We start from the raw sequence: 17,439 nt of genomic DNA, 5'->3' as shown, positions 1-17,439 counted from the left end.
CATTATAAATCAGATCAAATTAATAATAAAGAAAAATATTATTCGACAGAAGGAATTTCATTCCCCATGTCGAAAATGTTAGTTAGACAAGCAAGAGATACACAGAGGGCTTTTAAGCGTTAACTACAATAGAGTGAATTACTAGTCTAAGGAGGACTATACCTTGCAAAGAATTGAAGTGTTGTTGGCTGATGACAATCGGGAATTTACAAATTTGTTGTCCGAGTATATTTCTGAACAAAACGATATGGTCGTTACCGGTGTCGCCTATAACGGCGAGGAAGTGCTTCGCTTATTGGAAGAAACGCGAGAAGTGCCAGACGTTCTGATTTTGGATATTATTATGCCGCATCTTGATGGACTCGGCGTATTGGAACGGCTTCGTGAAATGAATTTGCCACAAATGCCGAAAATCATCATGTTGACTGCATTTGGACAAGAGAATATTACTCAAAAGGCTGTACAGCTAGGCGCATCGTACTACATATTGAAGCCATTTGACATGGAAATACTCGCGAACCGCATTCGTCAGCTGGTTGGTAATCCGACCGTGATTTCATCATCCTATTCTTCGTCATCTTCTTCATCCATTTCGAATAAATCCAATGTAGTACCGATTGCAAAAGGTAAAAACTTGGACGCAAACATTACGAGCATCATTCATGAAATCGGTGTGCCAGCCCACATTAAAGGGTATCAGTATTTGCGTGAAGCCATTACGATGGTGTACAACAATATTGAAATCCTTGGCGCGATTACAAAAACGCTTTATCCTGCGATCGCCGAGAAGTTCAAGACGACGCCTTCGCGTGTAGAACGTGCTATCCGTCATGCGATTGAAGTGGCATGGACGCGCGGCAATATTGACAGCATCAGTCATTTGTTCGGCTATACAATCAATATCAGTAAATCAAAGCCGACAAACAGCGAGTTTATCGCAATGGTAGCCGACAAGCTGCGGATCGAGCATAAGGTTTCCTGAGAGCACCCGAAATGATGGTAATGATTATGAATACATGATAAGCGCCACTTTCGTGCAAGCTGCGAATGTGGCTTTTTTCTTGATTAGCGTTTAAACATGTCAGAGAAGTACATTCAGGAGGATTGTTTTGTCACCTATAGAATTAACTGCTGCTCCTTCACGGAAGCGTCTTTTTATTTTACTTTCAGTCACACTTGTCTCAGGTTTCAATCAAGGATTGATTTTGCCGCTGTTGTCCATCTTGCTGGATCGACAGGGGGTATCATCGGATGTTAACGGGATCAATTCGATGGCCTTATACATTGGTACGTTCAGCACGATGTTCTTTATCGAGAAGCCAATCCGTAGTATGGGGTATAAGCAAGGCATTATCATTGGTATTATTCTCGCGGCGCTAGGTACGCTGTTGTTTCCTTTTCTCACGTCGATATGGGTATGGTTTGTTCTCCGCATTATCGTGGGTGTCGGTGACAGTGCCCTTCATTATTGCACGCAGCTGTGGATCGTAAGCAGCAGTCCGGCAGAGAGCCGTGGCCGTTATATTTCACTTTACGGGATGGCTTACGGAATCGGGTTTAGCTTAGGACCAACCGGCATTAATTTATTGTCTATTGGGGACTGGGTTCCATTCTGTTTAAACACGGTCTTATTCGTCCTCATTCTGCTGTTCGTCAGAACGCTGCATCCGGAATATCCGGAGCATTCGGCAAAGCTTGCCAGTTCATCTTCGAACCGATACGCTAGGGTATATCGCATTGCCTGGTTTGCGCTGCTGCCCGCAATTCTGTACGGGTTGATGGAAGCGACGATGAACAGTAATTTTCCGCTCTACGGACTGCGCATCCATCTAAGTCAGGCTTCCATTTCGCTGCTGCTTCCGGCTCTCGGCGTGGGCAGCCTGCTGCTCATGTTCCCGCTTGGTATGCTTAGTGACCGGATCGGCAGAAAACCCGTTCTGATGGGATGTGCGGGTATCGCCGGATTGATGTTTCTGGCCGTTCCCCTGGCAGGGGACAATGTACTCGTATTATTCATATTGCTAGCGATGATTGGTGGATTTATCGGCTCATTCTTCTCGTTAGGTCTTGCCTACGCGGCAGATCTGCTGCCTCGTGAATTACTGCCATCCGCGAATGTAACGGCATCCATTCATTTCAGCATCGGGAGCTTGCTCGGTCCCGGCATTAGCGGTTTCGGCATACAATATGTATCAACGAATAGTATGTTTATCATGCTCGGCAGCGCATTTACGCTGTTTGCGCTTATAGGAATCTTTACACGCGAAGCAAGGCATCAGAAACTGCAATCCCATTTATAATTTTTTAACTCAGGCGTATCTTTTCGATCCCTTCATTCGTTTACGTTATGAATCTACGCTGACAGATGAGGAGGTGCCATAATGACAATACAACCAACTGTTGATGAAATGCGGATCACCCTTTATCGCTACTGCCTTTCGCTCACTCGCTCCACATGGGATGCAGAGGATCTGGTTCAGGAAACTTGTTTGCGGGCGCTGCCGGTCATGAACGGCGCGCTTGTACATCCTAATCCCACTGCTTACTTGCTGCGTATCGCCAAGAACATCTCGGTCGATCAAGCACGGCGAATGAAACGAGCCAGACGCGTGCTGGAACAACAAGAAGCGGTGCTGGACCGTTTGTTCGGTGAGTCGCATGAGCTTGAATATGCGCTGCGGCTGCTGATTTATCATTTATCGCCGCTGCAGCGAACAGTCTTTCTGCTCAAAGAGGTGTTCGGCTATAAAGGCCATGATGTAGCTGCTAAGCTTACGATGTCTGAAGGAGCTGTGAAAGCAGCGCTTCATAGAGCAAGAGCGGCTATTGCAAAGCTCAAACAGCAATCGGATCTTGCGCAAATCTCGAAGCTGGCGGAGCGCAAAGTGAAAGACAGTCAGCTTTATGCCTATGTTCATGCCGTTCGCGCAGGCGATGCTCAGGCGCTAGTCGTACTCGCCAACGTGGAGGAGCAGCTCATGGATCCGGTTCAGGCAATTGGTCAGCTTCATGCGTCACAAGGCAACCGCTCATCCGTCAGCATGATGTATGCAGCCTAACGGCAGCGAATGAGGAGGTTTCCGTCTATGAGTTTAGTGCCCTATATTGTGGAATCAACGAATCGGGGAGAGCGCAGCTACGATATTTATTCAAGGCTGCTCAAAGACCGCATCGTCATGGTGAGCGGAGAAATTGAAGATCAAATGGCCAATGCGGTCGTTGCCCAACTGCTCTTCCTCGCGGCAGATGATCCCGATAAAGACATTCAGCTGTATATTAACAGCCCAGGCGGCTCGGTAACGGCGGGATTCTCGATCTTCGATACGATGCAGTTTATTAAACCGGAGGTTTCCACGATTTGCACAGGGTTTGCGGCGAGTTTCGGTGCCATTCTGTTAGCCGGCGGAGCCAAAGGAAAACGATATGTTCTTCCGAACAGTGAAGTTATGATTCATCAGCCGCTTGGCGGTGCAAGAGGGCAGGCTTCGGATATTCAGATCCATGCCAGCTGGATCTTGAAGACGCGTGAGAAAATCAATTCCTTGCTTGCGCTGCATACGGGACAGTCGAAAGAGCAGATCGAACGAGATTCCGACAGAGATCGTTTTATGAGTGCCGAAGATGCGGTAGCTTACGGGATTGTTGATAAAATTCTATAAACGCAAAAGGCGAGCATCTCCATTAGAGGAGAGCTCGCCTTTTCACATTGTCATACAGCTATGTTCTAAAATTAAACGCCCGGCCGAGGCGGACGAGGCCGCTTCTCACGAAAGCGGGATGAGACATAATTGCGTTTGCGGTCGCGGAAGAAGGTCCATCCTCCGATAAAACCGACCCCAAGCAGGAACAGCACCATGCCAAAAATAAACGTCCACCATTCAAAATTATGGACAGCGGCATCGTTGCCGAAGGATGAGAAATAATGAAAGATTGCATCCTTCATGAGAAGAAATCCATAGGTTGCGGCAATACCCGGAATAACGAGCAGCAAAACGGCAATAAAACGAATAGTAACTTGCTTCATGCGAATAAATCCTCCTGTACAGAAACAACGACAATAATGCTTTAATCATACCTTTTTCAGGGGAGGCTGTCCATTTCATCGCTTGTGGCAGTTTCAAGGAGCTTTGAAAAAAGGTACAATAGACATGAAACGGCTTTACGATCTGGAGAGGAGCAACAAGAATGACGATTCAATGCGATTTGGCCATCATCGGCGGAGGCATTGCAGGATATACAGCTGCGATCAAAGCGGCGCAAGCAGGGAAGAAAGTGATTGTGGTGGAGAAAGAGAAGCTTGGCGGAACTTGCTTACATAAAGGCTGTATACCGAGTAAAGCGCTGCTCCGCAGTGCAGAAGTGTACGCCACGATGCGCAAGGCTGATACATATGGGATTCATGTGGAAGAGGGAGCCATCTCGCTCGACTTTCCTAAAGTACAACGACGCAAAGAGAATACGGTTGAGGGTCTGTACAAAGGGCTTCAATACTTAATGCGCAAGCATAACATAACGGTCATGCAGGGCAGCGGCAGAGTAATCGGGCCCTCCATCTTCTCGCCGAAGAGCGGAAGTGTAGCGGTGGAGCTCCCGGATGGCGAAATGGAAACCATCGTTCCAACGAATCTGATCATTGCAACGGGATCGCGTCCACGTTCGCTGCCGGGTCTGGAACCTAAGCAAGGCGAAATCATGTCAAGCGATGAAGCGCTGACGATGGACGAGCTTCCGGAATCCATCTTGATCGTCGGCGGGGGCGTGATCGGCGTAGAGTGGGCATCGATGCTCATCGACTTCGGAGTAGAGGTGACCTTAATCGAAGCAGCATCGCGACTGCTGCCGGGTGAAGATGCGGAAGCATCAGCTGAGCTTACGAAGCAATTACGCCGCAGAGGCGTACGGATATTGACAGGTATTCAATTGAAGCTAGATACGTATACCTATAATGACGGACAAGCCTCCATTACAGCAGATACGGCAGATGGTCCGGTGATCTTGAATGCGGAGCGGCTCCTTGTTTCTGTTGGCCGCCAAGCGAACGTCGAGGAGATCGGTCTCGAGAATACGGACGTTCGCGTGGAGAAGGGGGTTATCCGCGTCAATGGTTATTTCCAAACGAATGAGCCTCATATTTATGCGATTGGCGATGTGAACGGCGGCTTGCAGCTGGCACATGCGGCAGCTCATGAAGGGATTGTTGCCGTGGACCATATGCTTGGCGGTAAAGAACAGGCGCCTGATCACTCGCGAGTGCCGAGAGCGATCTATTCCAAGCCGGAGCTGGCTTCCATCGGACTGACGGAAGACGAAGCACGCAAACAAGGGCATGATATCAAAGTCGGCAAAGTCCCTTTCCAAGCGATTGGCAAGGCACATGTGCTGGGAGAAACGGATGGTTTCGCGAAAGTCATTGCGGATGCGAAAACGAATGATGTGCTTGGCGTTCATTTGATCGGTCCTCATGCAACGGATTTGTTGTCCGAAGCGTCGCTCGCTATGCTGCTGAATGCGACCCCATGGGAAGTGGGACAAGTCATTCACCCGCATCCGACGCTCTCTGAAGTGCTGGGCGAAGCAATGCTGGAAGTTCATGGTAATTCATTGGCATTTTAGGTCGGAGCTGCATCTTTATATAGTAAGCAACAACACCATTCGCAGCAGTGGACGGAGCATTTCTTTTTCGGTAAAAGTCGGTTATAATGGGTATAGGCAAGTCTTAGTACCTGGTTATAATAGCAGCTAAAAGGAGGGCATCCCTCATGACACAATCCGAATCTGCCGTGCAGCAAACCAAACATGCTGCGCTTGGGCTAACGGACGATCAAGCCATTGAAATGTACACGTTAATGACAACCGCTCGTCGGTATGATGAGCGCTGTCTGCTGCTTCAGCGGGCAGGCAAAATTAAGTTCCACGTATCCGGTATCGGTCAAGAGGCCGCACAGGTTGGTGCAGCTTTCGCGCTCGATCGGAATCAAGATTATTACTTGCCTTATTATCGCGACTACGCATTTGTGCTTGCAGTAGGTATGACATTGCGCGAGCTTATGCTTTCCCTATTCTCCAAAGCGGCTGACCCGAACAGCGGCGGTCGCCAAATGCCGGGACACTTCGGTGCGAAGCGTCTTCGTATCGTAACGGGCTCCAGCCCTGTTACAACGCAAGTGCCTCATGCAGTTGGTTTTGCACTGGCTGCCAAGATGAAGAAGAAGAATTTCGTATCCTTTGTTACCTTCGGCGACGGCTCCAGCAATCAAGGAGATTTCCACGAAGGTGCCAACTTTGCCGGAGTGCATAAACTGCCGGTTATTTTCATGTGCGAAAACAATCAATATGCAATTTCGGTGCCGATTCATAAGCAAATCGGCGGTAAAATCGCAGATCGCGCCATTGGATACGGTTTCCCTGGCTATAGCGTAGATGGTAACGACCCGCTTGAAGTGTACCGCGTCGTCAAAGAAGCGCGCGAACGCGCAGCAAGCGGCGAGGGACCGACACTGGTAGAGGCAGTGATGTACCGCTTATCGCCGCATTCCACATCGGATGAGGATCTTGCTTACAGAACAAAGGAAGAAGTCGATTCGCATCGCGACAAAGACGGCTTGCCGAAATTCAAGCAGTATCTGATTGACAGCGGAATATGGGACGAAGAGCGCGACGCGGCCTTGATGCAGCAGATAAAAGCGGCTCTGGATGATGCGACCTCCTTCGGAGATCAAGCAGCATTCCCGGAACCTGAAGATATATTGAAACATGTTTACGCCGATGATCATCATGGCGAAGGAGGACGCTAACATGCCGAAAATGGACTATATTGATGCGATCCGCTTGGCCATGAAAGAAGAAATGGAACGCGATGAAGATGTTTTCGTGCTCGGTGAGGACGTAGGACACAAAGGCGGCGTGTTTACGACGACGAAAGGGCTTATCGGCCAGTTTGGCGAAGAGCGCGTACTGGATACCCCGTTGGCGGAGTCTGCCATCGTCGGCGCCGCCATCGGTGCGGCCATGTACGGCATGAAGCCTATCGCCGAAATGCAATATTCGGACTTCATGTTCCCGGCCACGAATCAAATTATTAGCGAAGCGGCCAAGATCCGTTATCGCTCCAATAATGACTGGACATGCCCGCTTGTTATCCGTGCGCCGATCGGCGGCGGTATCTTCGGCGGCTTGTACCATTCGCAATGTCCGGAATCGGTCTTCTTCGGGACACCCGGTCTTAAGATCGTAGCGCCTTACACGGCTTACGATGCGAAAGGGCTTCTGAAAGCAGCCGTTCGCGATCCGGACCCGGTTATTTATTTTGAAAACAAGAAATGCTACAAGCTTGTAACCGGCGATGTTCCGGAAGGCGATTATATCGTCCCGATCGGCGAGTCCAATGTCCTTCGCGAAGGCGACGACATTACGGTTATCAGCTACAGTCTGCCGCTTCACTTCGTACTCGAAGCAGCTGAGGAACTTGCAGAAGAAGGCGTATCTGCACATGTGCTCGACTTGCGTACGCTTCAGCCGCTTGACAAAGAAGGCGTTCTGGAAGCTGCCCGCCGTACCGGAAAAGTGCTCATCATTCATGAAGACAACAAATTCGGAGGCATTGGCGCGGAAGTTTCGGCTATTATTGCAGAAGAGATGCTGTATGAGCTGGATGCTCCGATTATGCGACTATGTGGTCCGGACGTTCCGGCAATGCCGATTAATCCACCGGGCGAGAAATTCTTTATGCTGAATAAAGATAAAGTGAAAGAAGCGATGAAGAAGCTGGCATTATTCTAAGATCGAAGTCGCTTCGCAAAACATTTAGGAGTGGTCGGAATGAAGAAAGTGACGGAAGTCGTCATGCCACAACTCGCAGAATCGCTTGTCTCCGCAACGATTGACAAATGGCTCAAGCAGCCTGGCGATTCAATCGAGATGTATGAGCCGATCTGTGAAATTCTTACAGACAAAGTAAATGCAGAACTACCCGCGACCATTCAAGGTACGCTGATTCGAATATTAGTCGGCGCTGGCGAAACGGTACCTGTTGGTACGCCGCTTTGCCTCATCGAGATGGATGAAGAGGGAGTGGGTTCGGCTGCGCCGAATGCAGCGCCTAACGCCGGCAGCGCAAGTACCCCTGCAGCTTCCGGTGCTCCTGCCCGAAACAACGATCGTGCAGCTGTTCGTGCCCAAGGTGCGGCAGCGGAAGCAGGCGGCGATGACTCTATGCGTCATCGCTACTCCCCTGCGGTGCAGTCCCTTGCAGCAGAACATAATGTGAACCTGTCTGCGATTGAAGGCACAGGTCTTGGAGGACGGATCACACGCAAAGACGTGCTAACATATGTGGAATCCGGACGCGGATCCAGAACTGCCGGTTCAGCAGCCGGACATCTTGGCAGTGCGCAGCAAACGCAACAGTCGAATAAGAGCGGCGGAGAGCAGGTTCGTTCCTCCGGTCTTCATTTATCGGAGACGCCTCGTATTCCCGGTGTCGAAGTGGAAGGGCAGCAAGTGCCGGGCAGAAGCGAATACTTTATCGATGTTACCCCTGTTCGCAATGCGATCGCACGTAACATGCGCCAAAGCGTCACTGAAATTCCGCATGCATGGATGATGATGGAAGTGGATGTGACGAACCTTGTCTCGTTGCGCAACAAGCTGAAGGATGACTTCAAGAAGCGTGAAGGCGTCAACCTTACTTACCTCGCATTCTGGGTGAAAGCCGTCGTAAATGCGATCAAGGACTTCCCGATCATGAACTCGGTATGGGCCGTCGACAAAATCATCGTGAAGCGCGATATTCATATCGGTCTTGCGGTGGGTACGGAGGATGCGGTTAAAGTACCGGTCATAAAGAATGCCGATCAGAAAAATATAGCCGGCCTCGCAAGGGAAATTGAGGATCTGGCCCGCAAAACCCGCGAAGGCAAGCTGACGCTGGCCGATATGGAAGGCGGAACGTTCACCGTAAACAATACGGGTTCGTTCGGTTCGATCCTGTCGTATCCAATCATCAACTATCCGCAAGCGGCGATCGTTACTTGTGAATCCATCGTGAAGCGTCCTGTCGTCATTAACGATATGATCGCAGTTCGTTCGATGGCCAATATTTGTTTGTCGCTGGATCATCGGATTCTGGACGGCGTCATTTGCGGCCGTTTCTTGCAGCGGGTGAAAGAAAATTTGGAAAGCTTCAATCTAGATACGAAGCTGTATTGAAACGGGGCTTACATGTTATGACAACGAACGTGAAAGCGATCGATGTTCTCTATACGCCCATGCTCGGTTATGCCGAAGCATGGGATTTACAGAAGGCATACGTGAAACAAATCGACAAGGAGGAGCGACGTGAAACGCTGCTCCTTCTTCAGCATCCCCCGACCTATACGATCGGTTCGCAGAAACATCCCGAACATCTGCTTTATTCCGAAGAAGAATTGGCAGCGCGCGGCATCGGCGTGTTTCAAATCGATCGCGGCGGGGATATTACGTATCATGGACCGGGTCAGCTTGTAGGATATCCGCTGCTTTACCTGGATGGAGCGGGCTTGGATCTTCATGGTTACTTGCGACAGCTGGAGCAGGCTATTATGGACTGGCTGGCAGGGTATGGGATCGAAACGAATCGGAAGTCGGAGTATACGGGTGTTTGGGTCGGCGACGCCAAAATTGCGGCGATCGGCGTGAAATTTAATAAAGCCAGGACTCGACGCGGGTTCGTGACGAGCCATGGCTTCGCGCTTAATATTAAAGCAGGCATTGCGCAGGATGGATTTCGCGGCATCATTCCTTGCGGCATACAGGAATATGCGGTTACTTCCTTTGCTGATATAACAGGCATTAACTTAAGCGTGGAACAAGCGGCTCACGAGCTGCTGCCGCATTTCTGTAAGCAATTTGGCTGTGAAGCAATCGAAGAAACCGGACTATTCGAAGATCCAGCCGACGCCAATCAGTAAAGTGGAGATCAGCATGGAGGCAATGAGCAGCCAGATGAACATTTTCATCAATCGGTTGGGACGCACGAGAGCATGCTCCTTTCATAAGTGAGATGTACAAGTATGAGTCTATTGTAACGAAATCAATGAACGGAGGAAAGCCGATGATTAATAACCAACGCATTATCGATGAATTTATGGCGCTTGTCCAGGTGGACAGCGAAACGAAATATGAGCGTGAGATTTGCGACGTGCTTACAGGAAAGCTGAAAGAGCTCGGCTTCTCTGTGGAAGAAGACGATGCGGCAAGCATTACCGGTCACGGCGCAGGCAATTTATTCGCGATGCTAGAAGCAAACGGCAGCGAGAAGGCACCGACGATTTTCTTTACCTCCCATATGGATACGGTAGTGCCGGGTAAAGGAATCAAACCGCGTCTCGACGCAGACGGCTACATAAGAAGTGACGGAACGACGATTCTCGGAGCTGACGATAAGGCCGGACTTGCAGCGATGTTCGAAGCGATTCGTGTCATTAAGGAACAGAACCGTCCTCATGGTCCGATTCAGCTTGTGATTACGGTTGGAGAAGAAAGCGGCCTTGTAGGTGCATCGGCGATCGACAGCAAAAGGCTGAAAGCGAAGTTCGGTTACGCGCTGGATTCCAACGGGCCGATCGGCGATATTGCCGTTGCTGCGCCGTCGCAAGCGAAGATCACGATCAAAATTCACGGTAAATCGGCACATGCCGGCGTTAATCCGGAGGATGGCATCAGTGCCATTCAAGTGGCGGGTAAAGCGATTTCCCGCATGTCGCTGGGCAGAATCGATCACGAAACAACGGCAAACATCGGACGTTTCGAAGGCGGCGGCGCAACGAATATCGTCTGTGATTTCGTGAAGCTGGACGCGGAAGCGCGCAGCATTGTACAAGATAAACTCGACAAGCAGGTTGAATCGATGCGCGAAACCGTTCTGGCGGTTGCGGCTGAGTTCGGTGCCAAAGCGGAGTTTGAAAGCAAGCTCATTTATCCGGCGTTCAACTTCACCGACGGAGATCCGGTCGTGGAGCTGGCGAAGGCTGCGATTGAGAAAATCGGCAGAACGCCGAAGCTGTTTCACTCCGGCGGCGGAAGCGATGCGAACGTGTTCAACGGACATGGCGTTCCAACCGTAAACTTGGCGATTGGCTATGAGCATATCCATACGACGAACGAGCAAATCAAGGCAGAGGATTTAGTGAAAACAGCGGAGCTGGTTGTTGCGATTATCGAACAGGCTGCAGAGCTGACGGAATAACAGTTTGCCTATACGAATAAGGGTTGCCGCTGTAGATGGATCTACGGCGGCAACCCTTTCTATTGTTTGAACATTCAAGATGTCGATTATCAACGAGTCGATTGCAAATACTCTCCGAGTGTGCGGCCGGATTTGCCGCTTCCGCTAAGCGGGCTTGTTTTCGTGCTCGCTTTGGCAAGCAGCTTCAACTGATGACGGATTTCCCAGGCTTTGCCGACAAGCGTCATTGAACTTTTTACCGTGTATTGTTTCATGAATGATCTCCCCTTTTGCTATACTGATAGATAGATATGAGAGAGTTAGAGAACATATGCCTACCGAATTAAGGAATCGCCATTAAAGGAGCCGATGAGGGATGTTAGAGAAAACCGATCAATTCCGCGAGAAAACAATGAAGACCGAACCGATTTTCGATGGTAAAATCATTTCGCTGCAGGTCGATACGATAGAGTTGCCCGATGGCAAAACAGCCACGCGCGAAATTGTCAGACATCCGGGTGCGGCAGCCGTATTGGCCCTAATCGATGATAAAATGCTCGTCGTTGAGCAGTATCGCAAGCCCATGGAGAAATTCCAAATCGAGATTCCGGCAGGCAAGCTGGATGCCGGCGAAGATCCGATGGTTGCGGCAGCACGCGAGCTTGAAGAAGAAACCGGATATCGCGCCGGGAAGCTTCGTCCGCTAAGCGCGTTCTATACTTCACCGGGATTCGCCGACGAGAAGCTGTACGTCTATCTCGCAGAGGAGCTTGTCAAAGGCGAAAGCGCGCCGGATGAGGATGAGTTTCTCGCGGTAGAAGCGATTACGTTCGAGCAGGCGCAGCAGTATATGAAAAAAGAGCGGATCAGCGACGCGAAGACGATTCTGGCCGTATATGCGTGGCACATCTACAGACTTACGGGAGAGATCTAAAGGTGACGACCGTGGAAGCGACGGCATTACAAGGGAAAGCGAGTCGCGTATTTGCCGATCTTCATCTGCATATCGGGCGGACGGAGCGTGGCGAACCGGTTAAGATCAGCGGCAGTAAGGATCTAACCTTCCGCAACATTGCTTATGAGGCTGCGGTTCGCAAAGGCATCGGTTTGCTTGGAGTAATCGACAGCCATTCGCCCGGCGTACAGCGCGATATCGAGTCCTTGCTCGATTCCGGAGAGATGACTGAAATTAGCGGCGGCGGTATTCGCTACCGAGATACGACCATTCTGCTTGGCGCTGAAATCGAGGTCCGCGATGCCGGCTTCGGCACGGCCCATCATCTGATCTATCTGCCGGACTTTGCGGAAATGCAGTCGTTCACGAAGTGGATGTCCCGCTCGATGCGCAACGTCCAGCTCAGCTCACAGCGCTTATATGTGCCATCCCGCGAGCTGCAAGCGGAAGTGAAGGGACGAGGCGGGCTGTTCATCCCGGCTCATATCTTCACGCCGCATAAGAGCTTGTTCGGCAGCTGCTCCGATCAGCTTCAAGATACGCTCGATCCGAACCTGGTCGATGCCGTAGAGCTCGGATTAAGTTCAGACAGCGAGATGGCAGGGTTCATCCCCGAACTCGATACCCTCCCATTCCTGACGAATTCAGACGCGCATTCCTTATCGAAGATCGGCCGCGAATATAATGAGCTAACCCTTCAAGAGCCATCCTTTCAGGAGCTGAAGCTTGCGCTTGAAGGGGCTGGGGGGCGGGCAATTACAGCCAATTACGGATTAAATCCGGTACTCGGCAAGTACCATCGCACGTATTGTGTGAATTGCGGTTCGCTCGCCGAGGATACGCAGGATGCCGAGCGCTGCTTGCAATGCGGGAGCCTCAAGCAAGTCCGCGGGGTATTGGACCGAATTATGGAGCTCGGGGCCAAAGCGGGTCGAAGTGAGCCTGTAGTGCCGCGAGATCGCCCGCGTTACATCTATCAAGTACCGCTGGAATTTATCCCGGGAATCGGTCCGAAGACATTGTCCAAGCTGCTGGATCAGTTTGGCACGGAAATGAACATTCTTCATGACGCACCGACAGAGGCAATTGCTGAGATCGCGGGCGAATCAGCGGCAGCGGTTATCGCAGACGCTCGCACCGGCTCGCTAAAGCTGCAAGCGGGCGGCGGCGGCAACTACGGCAAAGTTGCGGTAAGCCGAAAGTCGTAAGCTGCCTGCAGACCGTCATAGCAGCGGAGGCTTGGACATACACTGAACCATCTGGGTTTAGGGGGATATGCCATGCGAACAACCGCGCTCCAGCCGAATATGAAGGATCAACTGACGCTTTATGTATTCGTGTCCGTATTATTTGTCGTAGGGGTCGTGTTCGGCGCTCTGCTCGTTAATGCGCTGACACTGGATCAGCAGCAAAACTTGGCCGGGGATGTAGAGCGATTCATCCACCATATCCAAGAAGGCGCCTTACAGAGCGACGGAGATTCGTACTGGGACCGTGCCTGGTTTCATGCCAAATGGCTGCTGCTTATCTGGGTGCTCGGCCTCACAGTCGTGGGGATGCCGCTTGTGCTGGCGCTTGATTTTCTGAAAGGCGTATTGGTCGGTTTCGCGATCGGCACGTTGGTGAGGCAATTTGCGTGGAAGGGGCTGATCTTCTCGCTTGCTTCTGTTGCACCGCCAAACTTATTGGCAGTTCCGGCATTTCTTATCATTAGCGTGTCGGCTATTTCCTTCGGTCTCTATGTAGTGAAGAACCGTCTTTTGGGCCGTTTCGGAACGTTAAGCCAGCCGCTGGTTGCCTTCACTTCAAGCGCTGCCATGATGTTGGTCATCATTCTCGGTGCTGCTGCGATAGAGTGTTATGTGACTCCGCTGCTGCTGAAATGGGCCGCTCCGCTGATCGCGGGAGTCAGCGCTGGATTGTAATGATTCTAAAAAAAATTGACTTTGTTCGTTATGAGCACCTATAATAAGAGCAAACCGATTCCGTGATTATGGCACAAGTCAGGTATGAGGGGGGAAGCCATGGAATCCCGGATTGATAAGATTAAGCAGCAACTGCAGTCGCAGGGGTACAAGCTGACCCCGCAGCGAGAAGCTACAGTTCGCGTGCTTCTGGAGAATGAAGAGGATCATCTTAGCGCGGAGGACGTGTTCATGCTCGTCAAAGACATCGCGCCGGAGATTGGATTAGCAACCGTATATCGGACATTGGAGCTGCTGAGCGAGCTGCATGTCGTGGAGAAGATGAATTTTGGGGATGGCGTTGCGCGGTACGATTTACGGGCAGACAACAACAAACATCATCATCATCACCTCATCTGCGTGCAATGCGGAACCATGAGTGAAATATTGGAAGATTGGCTTGGGCCGCTCGAAGAGCGACTTGAGCGGGAATATGGGTTTACGGTTCTGGACCATCGCCTTGATTTTCAAGGAATATGCGTCAATTGCAAAGCGAAGAACGATGCACTTAAGGTCGAAAACTAAACACTCCCTTCTGCAGTGTTCTCAGCGCTCATGCTGAGCAACACTGTTAAAGGGAGTTTTTTGTGCGCGTTTCTATGGTTAATTCGCTTAATTCGCTACCTGCTCTATTAGGATCTCTTCCTTCTGGACTTATGACCGGATTTGGATTTGCGCGATGCCGCCTCCGTCGATTGCTCGGAGGAGGAATAAGAGGTTGCTCCTCCAAGCTGCATAATCCCATAACCCTGTGCTTTATAGGAGTAGTTCGAAATTCGTTTGGCTGAAGCTCGAAGCCGCTTCGTGATCGTCGAAGGACCAAGTGAAGGATCAAGCGACTTCAATAGCGCAACGCCGCCTGCCACATGAGGACTGGACATGCTCGTGCCGGATAACACTTGATAGCCGCCGCCCAGCGATGTTGATTTAATATAGCTGCCCGGTGCGGTGACATCGATGCCGTAACCGCGGCTGCTATAATTTGCGACCTTCCCATTGCGGGTAGAAGCGGCAACTGCGAGTGCCGTTGAATACCGGGCAGGCTGATCAATGCGGCCTGTGCTTGTTCCGCTGTTTCCTGCCGAAGCAACGACAATAATGCCGCTTTGTCTTGCCCGCTGTACCGCTTCCTTGAGCGCGCTGCTTGTTTCGCCTTCCAGTCCGAGACTCATATTGATGATGGGGATCTTCTTGGAGATGCACCAGTCGATGCCTTTGATAATATCGGATACATACCCTGCACCGCTGGCATCCAATGCCTTGACGGCGTATAACCTGGCACGAGGAGCTACGCCCTGCAGCATGCCATTGGCGCCGACTGCCGCCGCGATACCTGCCACATGCGTGCCATGGCCATTGTCGTCAATGTAGGATGAACCACCCATCGTATTGACGCCTCCGCATATGCGGAGGTCGGAATGCTTGGCAATACCTGTATCGATAATGGCGATTCCTGCGCCTTTGCCTTTCGTGGCTGACCATACTTTATTCGCTTCAATTTGCGAGAGATTCCAGCCTACACTGCTTGAGGACGAATCCGAGTGCAGCTTTCCTTTGCCTGCGCCGCGCGTTCGCAAGTTTTTTCTCGTGTAGAGAGAAGCTTTTGCACGGATGCGAACCTTCGCGTTCTTCGCCTCGGGCTGCACCTGGAAACCATGTGCATGGAGCTTGAAATCGGGCTCGACGTAGCTGACATTCGGATGCTGGGCAAGCGATTGCAGCTGCTGGGTACGTCGGCTGTCGACGTGACAGCAGATAACCCGGTTGCGGCGAATGCTCTTAACCGGTCGGATGCCGTATTTGGCAAGCTCTTTGAGACATTGCGTATACTGCGATTGCGATTTGAATCCGATTAATTTACGCGTAGTATGACCTGATGATCTGCCTTTTGAGCAGCTGAGCAGCAGCCGTTCAACATTTGGCAAAGATGCTCCTCCTTTAACGATAGACTGAACTTCCAATCGGTGCAGGAACCAATACTCCAGTGTATGGAGACATTCGTACAAGGGCATGGGTAGATGCTGATACGCTGGTACATATTTTCCGTTCCGCGAGAGAAAGTATCAGGGAGGACTGTCAACCCGTCCTCTGCCTGCATATGAAGAATCAAGGAGACGGAGAGGGAGATGCATATGATTATCGGCGTGCCGAAAGAAATCAAAGCAAGCGAGTATCGAGTTGCGCTAACCCCTGCAGGAGCGGGAATGCTGAAGGCTGCCGGACACGAGGTCGTGGTCGAAAGCGGTGCCGGTGAAGGCAGCAGCTTTACGGATGAAGCCTATGTAGCGGAAGGCGCGGCCATCTTGCCGACGGCGAAGGATGTATGGGCTAAAGCGGAAATGATTATGAAGGTGAAGGAGCCGCTGCCGGAGGAATTCGGTTATTTCCGCGAAGGACTGCTGCTGTTCACGTATCTGCATTTAGCCGCAGCGCCCGATCTGACAAAAGCGCTGATTGAGAAGGATGTCTCAGGGGTTGCTTATGAAACGATTCAGATGCCAAATGGCAGCTTGCCGCTGCTCACGCCGATGAGCGAGGTAGCAGGCAGAATGGCGGTGCAAGTCGGCTCGCAATTCCTGGAAGCCTTCTACGGCGGACGCGGCATATTGCTTGGCGGCGTACCCGGTGTTCCGCCCGCTGAAGTAATCATCCTTGGCGGCGGCATTGTCGGTACGAATGCTGCTCGGATTGCCCTTGGAATGGGCGCCAGCGTCGTTATTCTGGAGCGGAGCGCCGATCGGATGCGTTATATCGACGAGGTGTTTGAAGGCCGCATTCGCACATTAATGTCGAATCCCTACAACATTGCGAGCGCTGTGAAGAAAGCAGACCTCTTGATCGGAGCCGTGCTGATTCCGGGTGCCAGAGCGCCGCATTTGGTCACCGAAGAAATGGTCAAGACGATGAAGAAAGGTGCCGTCATCGTGGACGTTGCCGTTGACCAAGGGGGAACGATCGCGACGATCGACCGTGTAACGACGCATAAGGATCCTGTCTATGAGAAACACGGAGTTCTCCATTATGCGGTTGCCAATATGCCGGGAGCCGTTCCGCGGACCTCTACGCTTGCGCTGACGAACGTGACGATGCCTTATGCGTTGGAGCTTGCCGGCAAGGGGCTGGAAGAAGCAGTGCGTGCGAACGAGCCGCTTCGTAAAGGTGTAAACACGTACAAAGGCCGCGTTACCCATCCGCAGGTCGCTGAAGCGGTAAACATGCCGTACATTAGCATGAGTCAATTGCTTGAAAGCGTACCTTTCGATAAACTAAGCTAGCCCGGTGCCTAGGCATGATTCATCGTTCCTGCTCATAAGGTG

At 51.2% G+C, this 17,439-nt stretch carries 18 protein-coding genes; 15 read left to right on the top strand and 3 right to left on the bottom strand.

The window, feature by feature from the left end; genetic code table 11:
* The first annotated feature begins 163 nt into the window (after positions 1-163).
* The 4 genes from spo0A to clpP all read left to right on the top strand — a co-directional run bounded on the left by spo0A (position 164) and on the right by clpP (position 3,659).
* Complete coding sequence (spo0A, locus tag BM412_RS14630; RefSeq protein WP_091219200.1) at positions 164-982, top strand: sporulation transcription factor Spo0A; 819 nt, start codon at positions 164-166, stop codon at positions 980-982.
* Between the two features lie 127 nt (positions 983-1,109).
* Positions 1,110-2,300: an MFS transporter gene (locus BM412_RS14625; RefSeq protein ID WP_371264785.1), complete on the top strand. Its 1,191-nt coding sequence runs from the start codon at positions 1,110-1,112 to the stop codon at positions 2,298-2,300.
* 81 nt (positions 2,301-2,381) lie between these two features.
* Positions 2,382-3,059, top strand: a complete 678-nt coding sequence (locus tag BM412_RS14620; RefSeq protein ID WP_091219194.1) for an RNA polymerase sigma factor — start codon at positions 2,382-2,384, stop codon at positions 3,057-3,059.
* A gap of 27 nt (positions 3,060-3,086) precedes the next feature.
* The gene (clpP, locus tag BM412_RS14615) at positions 3,087-3,659 is read left to right on the top strand and encodes an ATP-dependent Clp endopeptidase proteolytic subunit ClpP (protein WP_091219192.1); all 573 of its coding nucleotides are present in this window, start codon (positions 3,087-3,089) and stop codon (positions 3,657-3,659) included.
* Between the two features lie 71 nt (positions 3,660-3,730).
* Here clpP and BM412_RS14610 read toward each other — a convergent pair whose 3' ends face one another.
* Positions 3,731-4,024, bottom strand: coding sequence for a DUF2627 domain-containing protein (locus tag BM412_RS14610; RefSeq protein ID WP_091219189.1), 294 nt, complete (start codon positions 4,022-4,024; stop codon positions 3,731-3,733).
* Positions 4,025-4,185: 161 nt separating this feature from the next.
* Here BM412_RS14610 and lpdA point away from each other — a divergent pair, with 161 nt between their 5' ends.
* From lpdA to BM412_RS14580, 6 genes are all read left to right on the top strand, one after another.
* Positions 4,186-5,613, top strand: coding sequence for a dihydrolipoyl dehydrogenase (gene lpdA / locus BM412_RS14605; protein WP_091219187.1), 1,428 nt, complete (start codon positions 4,186-4,188; stop codon positions 5,611-5,613).
* Between the two features lie 146 nt (positions 5,614-5,759).
* Positions 5,760-6,794 carry a thiamine pyrophosphate-dependent dehydrogenase E1 component subunit alpha gene (locus BM412_RS14600; protein WP_091219185.1) on the top strand — a complete coding sequence of 345 codons (1,035 nt, stop codon included), beginning with the start codon at positions 5,760-5,762 and terminating at the stop codon, positions 6,792-6,794.
* Position 6,795: 1 nt separating this feature from the next.
* A complete protein-coding gene (locus tag BM412_RS14595; RefSeq protein WP_091219183.1) occupies positions 6,796-7,779 on the top strand; it encodes an alpha-ketoacid dehydrogenase subunit beta in 984 nt (327 codons plus the stop codon).
* 39 nt (positions 7,780-7,818) lie between these two features.
* Positions 7,819-9,207 carry a dihydrolipoamide acetyltransferase family protein gene (locus BM412_RS14590; protein WP_177245833.1) on the top strand — a complete coding sequence of 463 codons (1,389 nt, stop codon included), beginning with the start codon at positions 7,819-7,821 and terminating at the stop codon, positions 9,205-9,207.
* Between the two features lie 17 nt (positions 9,208-9,224).
* Positions 9,225-9,947, top strand: coding sequence for a lipoyl(octanoyl) transferase LipB (gene lipB / locus BM412_RS14585; RefSeq protein ID WP_091219178.1), 723 nt, complete (start codon positions 9,225-9,227; stop codon positions 9,945-9,947).
* 143 nt (positions 9,948-10,090) lie between these two features.
* Positions 10,091-11,224: a M20/M25/M40 family metallo-hydrolase gene (locus BM412_RS14580; RefSeq protein ID WP_091219176.1), complete on the top strand. Its 1,134-nt coding sequence runs from the start codon at positions 10,091-10,093 to the stop codon at positions 11,222-11,224.
* An 89-nt stretch (positions 11,225-11,313) separates the two neighbouring features.
* Here the strand turns inward: BM412_RS14580 and mciZ are convergent, their stop codons facing one another.
* Complete coding sequence (gene mciZ / locus BM412_RS14575) at positions 11,314-11,478, bottom strand: Z-ring formation inhibitor MciZ (protein WP_091219173.1); 165 nt, start codon at positions 11,476-11,478, stop codon at positions 11,314-11,316.
* 101 nt (positions 11,479-11,579) lie between these two features.
* Here mciZ and BM412_RS14570 point away from each other — a divergent pair, with 101 nt between their 5' ends.
* From BM412_RS14570 to BM412_RS14555, 4 genes are all read left to right on the top strand, one after another.
* On the top strand, positions 11,580-12,137 hold the full coding sequence (locus BM412_RS14570) for an NUDIX hydrolase (protein WP_091219171.1): 558 nt from the start codon (positions 11,580-11,582) through the stop codon (positions 12,135-12,137).
* Between the two features lie 2 nt (positions 12,138-12,139).
* Positions 12,140-13,366 (top strand): endonuclease Q family protein, encoded by a 1,227-nt coding sequence (locus BM412_RS14565; protein ID WP_256256308.1) that lies wholly within the window; start codon positions 12,140-12,142, stop codon positions 13,364-13,366.
* A gap of 72 nt (positions 13,367-13,438) precedes the next feature.
* The gene (spoIIM, locus tag BM412_RS14560; protein ID WP_091219168.1) at positions 13,439-14,083 is read left to right on the top strand and encodes a stage II sporulation protein M; all 645 of its coding nucleotides are present in this window, start codon (positions 13,439-13,441) and stop codon (positions 14,081-14,083) included.
* 99 nt (positions 14,084-14,182) lie between these two features.
* Positions 14,183-14,647 carry a ferric iron uptake transcriptional regulator gene (locus BM412_RS14555; protein ID WP_090976842.1) on the top strand — a complete coding sequence of 155 codons (465 nt, stop codon included), beginning with the start codon at positions 14,183-14,185 and terminating at the stop codon, positions 14,645-14,647.
* 107 nt (positions 14,648-14,754) lie between these two features.
* Here BM412_RS14555 and BM412_RS14550 read toward each other — a convergent pair whose 3' ends face one another.
* Positions 14,755-16,047: a S8 family peptidase gene (locus BM412_RS14550; RefSeq protein WP_177245832.1), complete on the bottom strand. Its 1,293-nt coding sequence runs from the start codon at positions 16,045-16,047 to the stop codon at positions 14,755-14,757.
* Positions 16,048-16,254: 207 nt separating this feature from the next.
* Between BM412_RS14550 and ald the strand changes: the two genes are divergently transcribed.
* Complete coding sequence (gene ald, locus BM412_RS14545) at positions 16,255-17,397, top strand: alanine dehydrogenase (protein WP_091220509.1); 1,143 nt, start codon at positions 16,255-16,257, stop codon at positions 17,395-17,397.
* Positions 17,398-17,439 lie beyond the last annotated feature (42 nt).

The sequence above is a fragment of the Paenibacillus sp. BC26 genome (assembly GCF_900116125.1).
Lineage (GTDB): Bacteria > Bacillota > Bacilli > Paenibacillales > Paenibacillaceae > Paenibacillus_Z > Paenibacillus_Z lignilyticus.
Note: the sequence above shows the minus strand (reverse complement) of the source record. Positions and strands in the feature narration are given on the sequence as shown.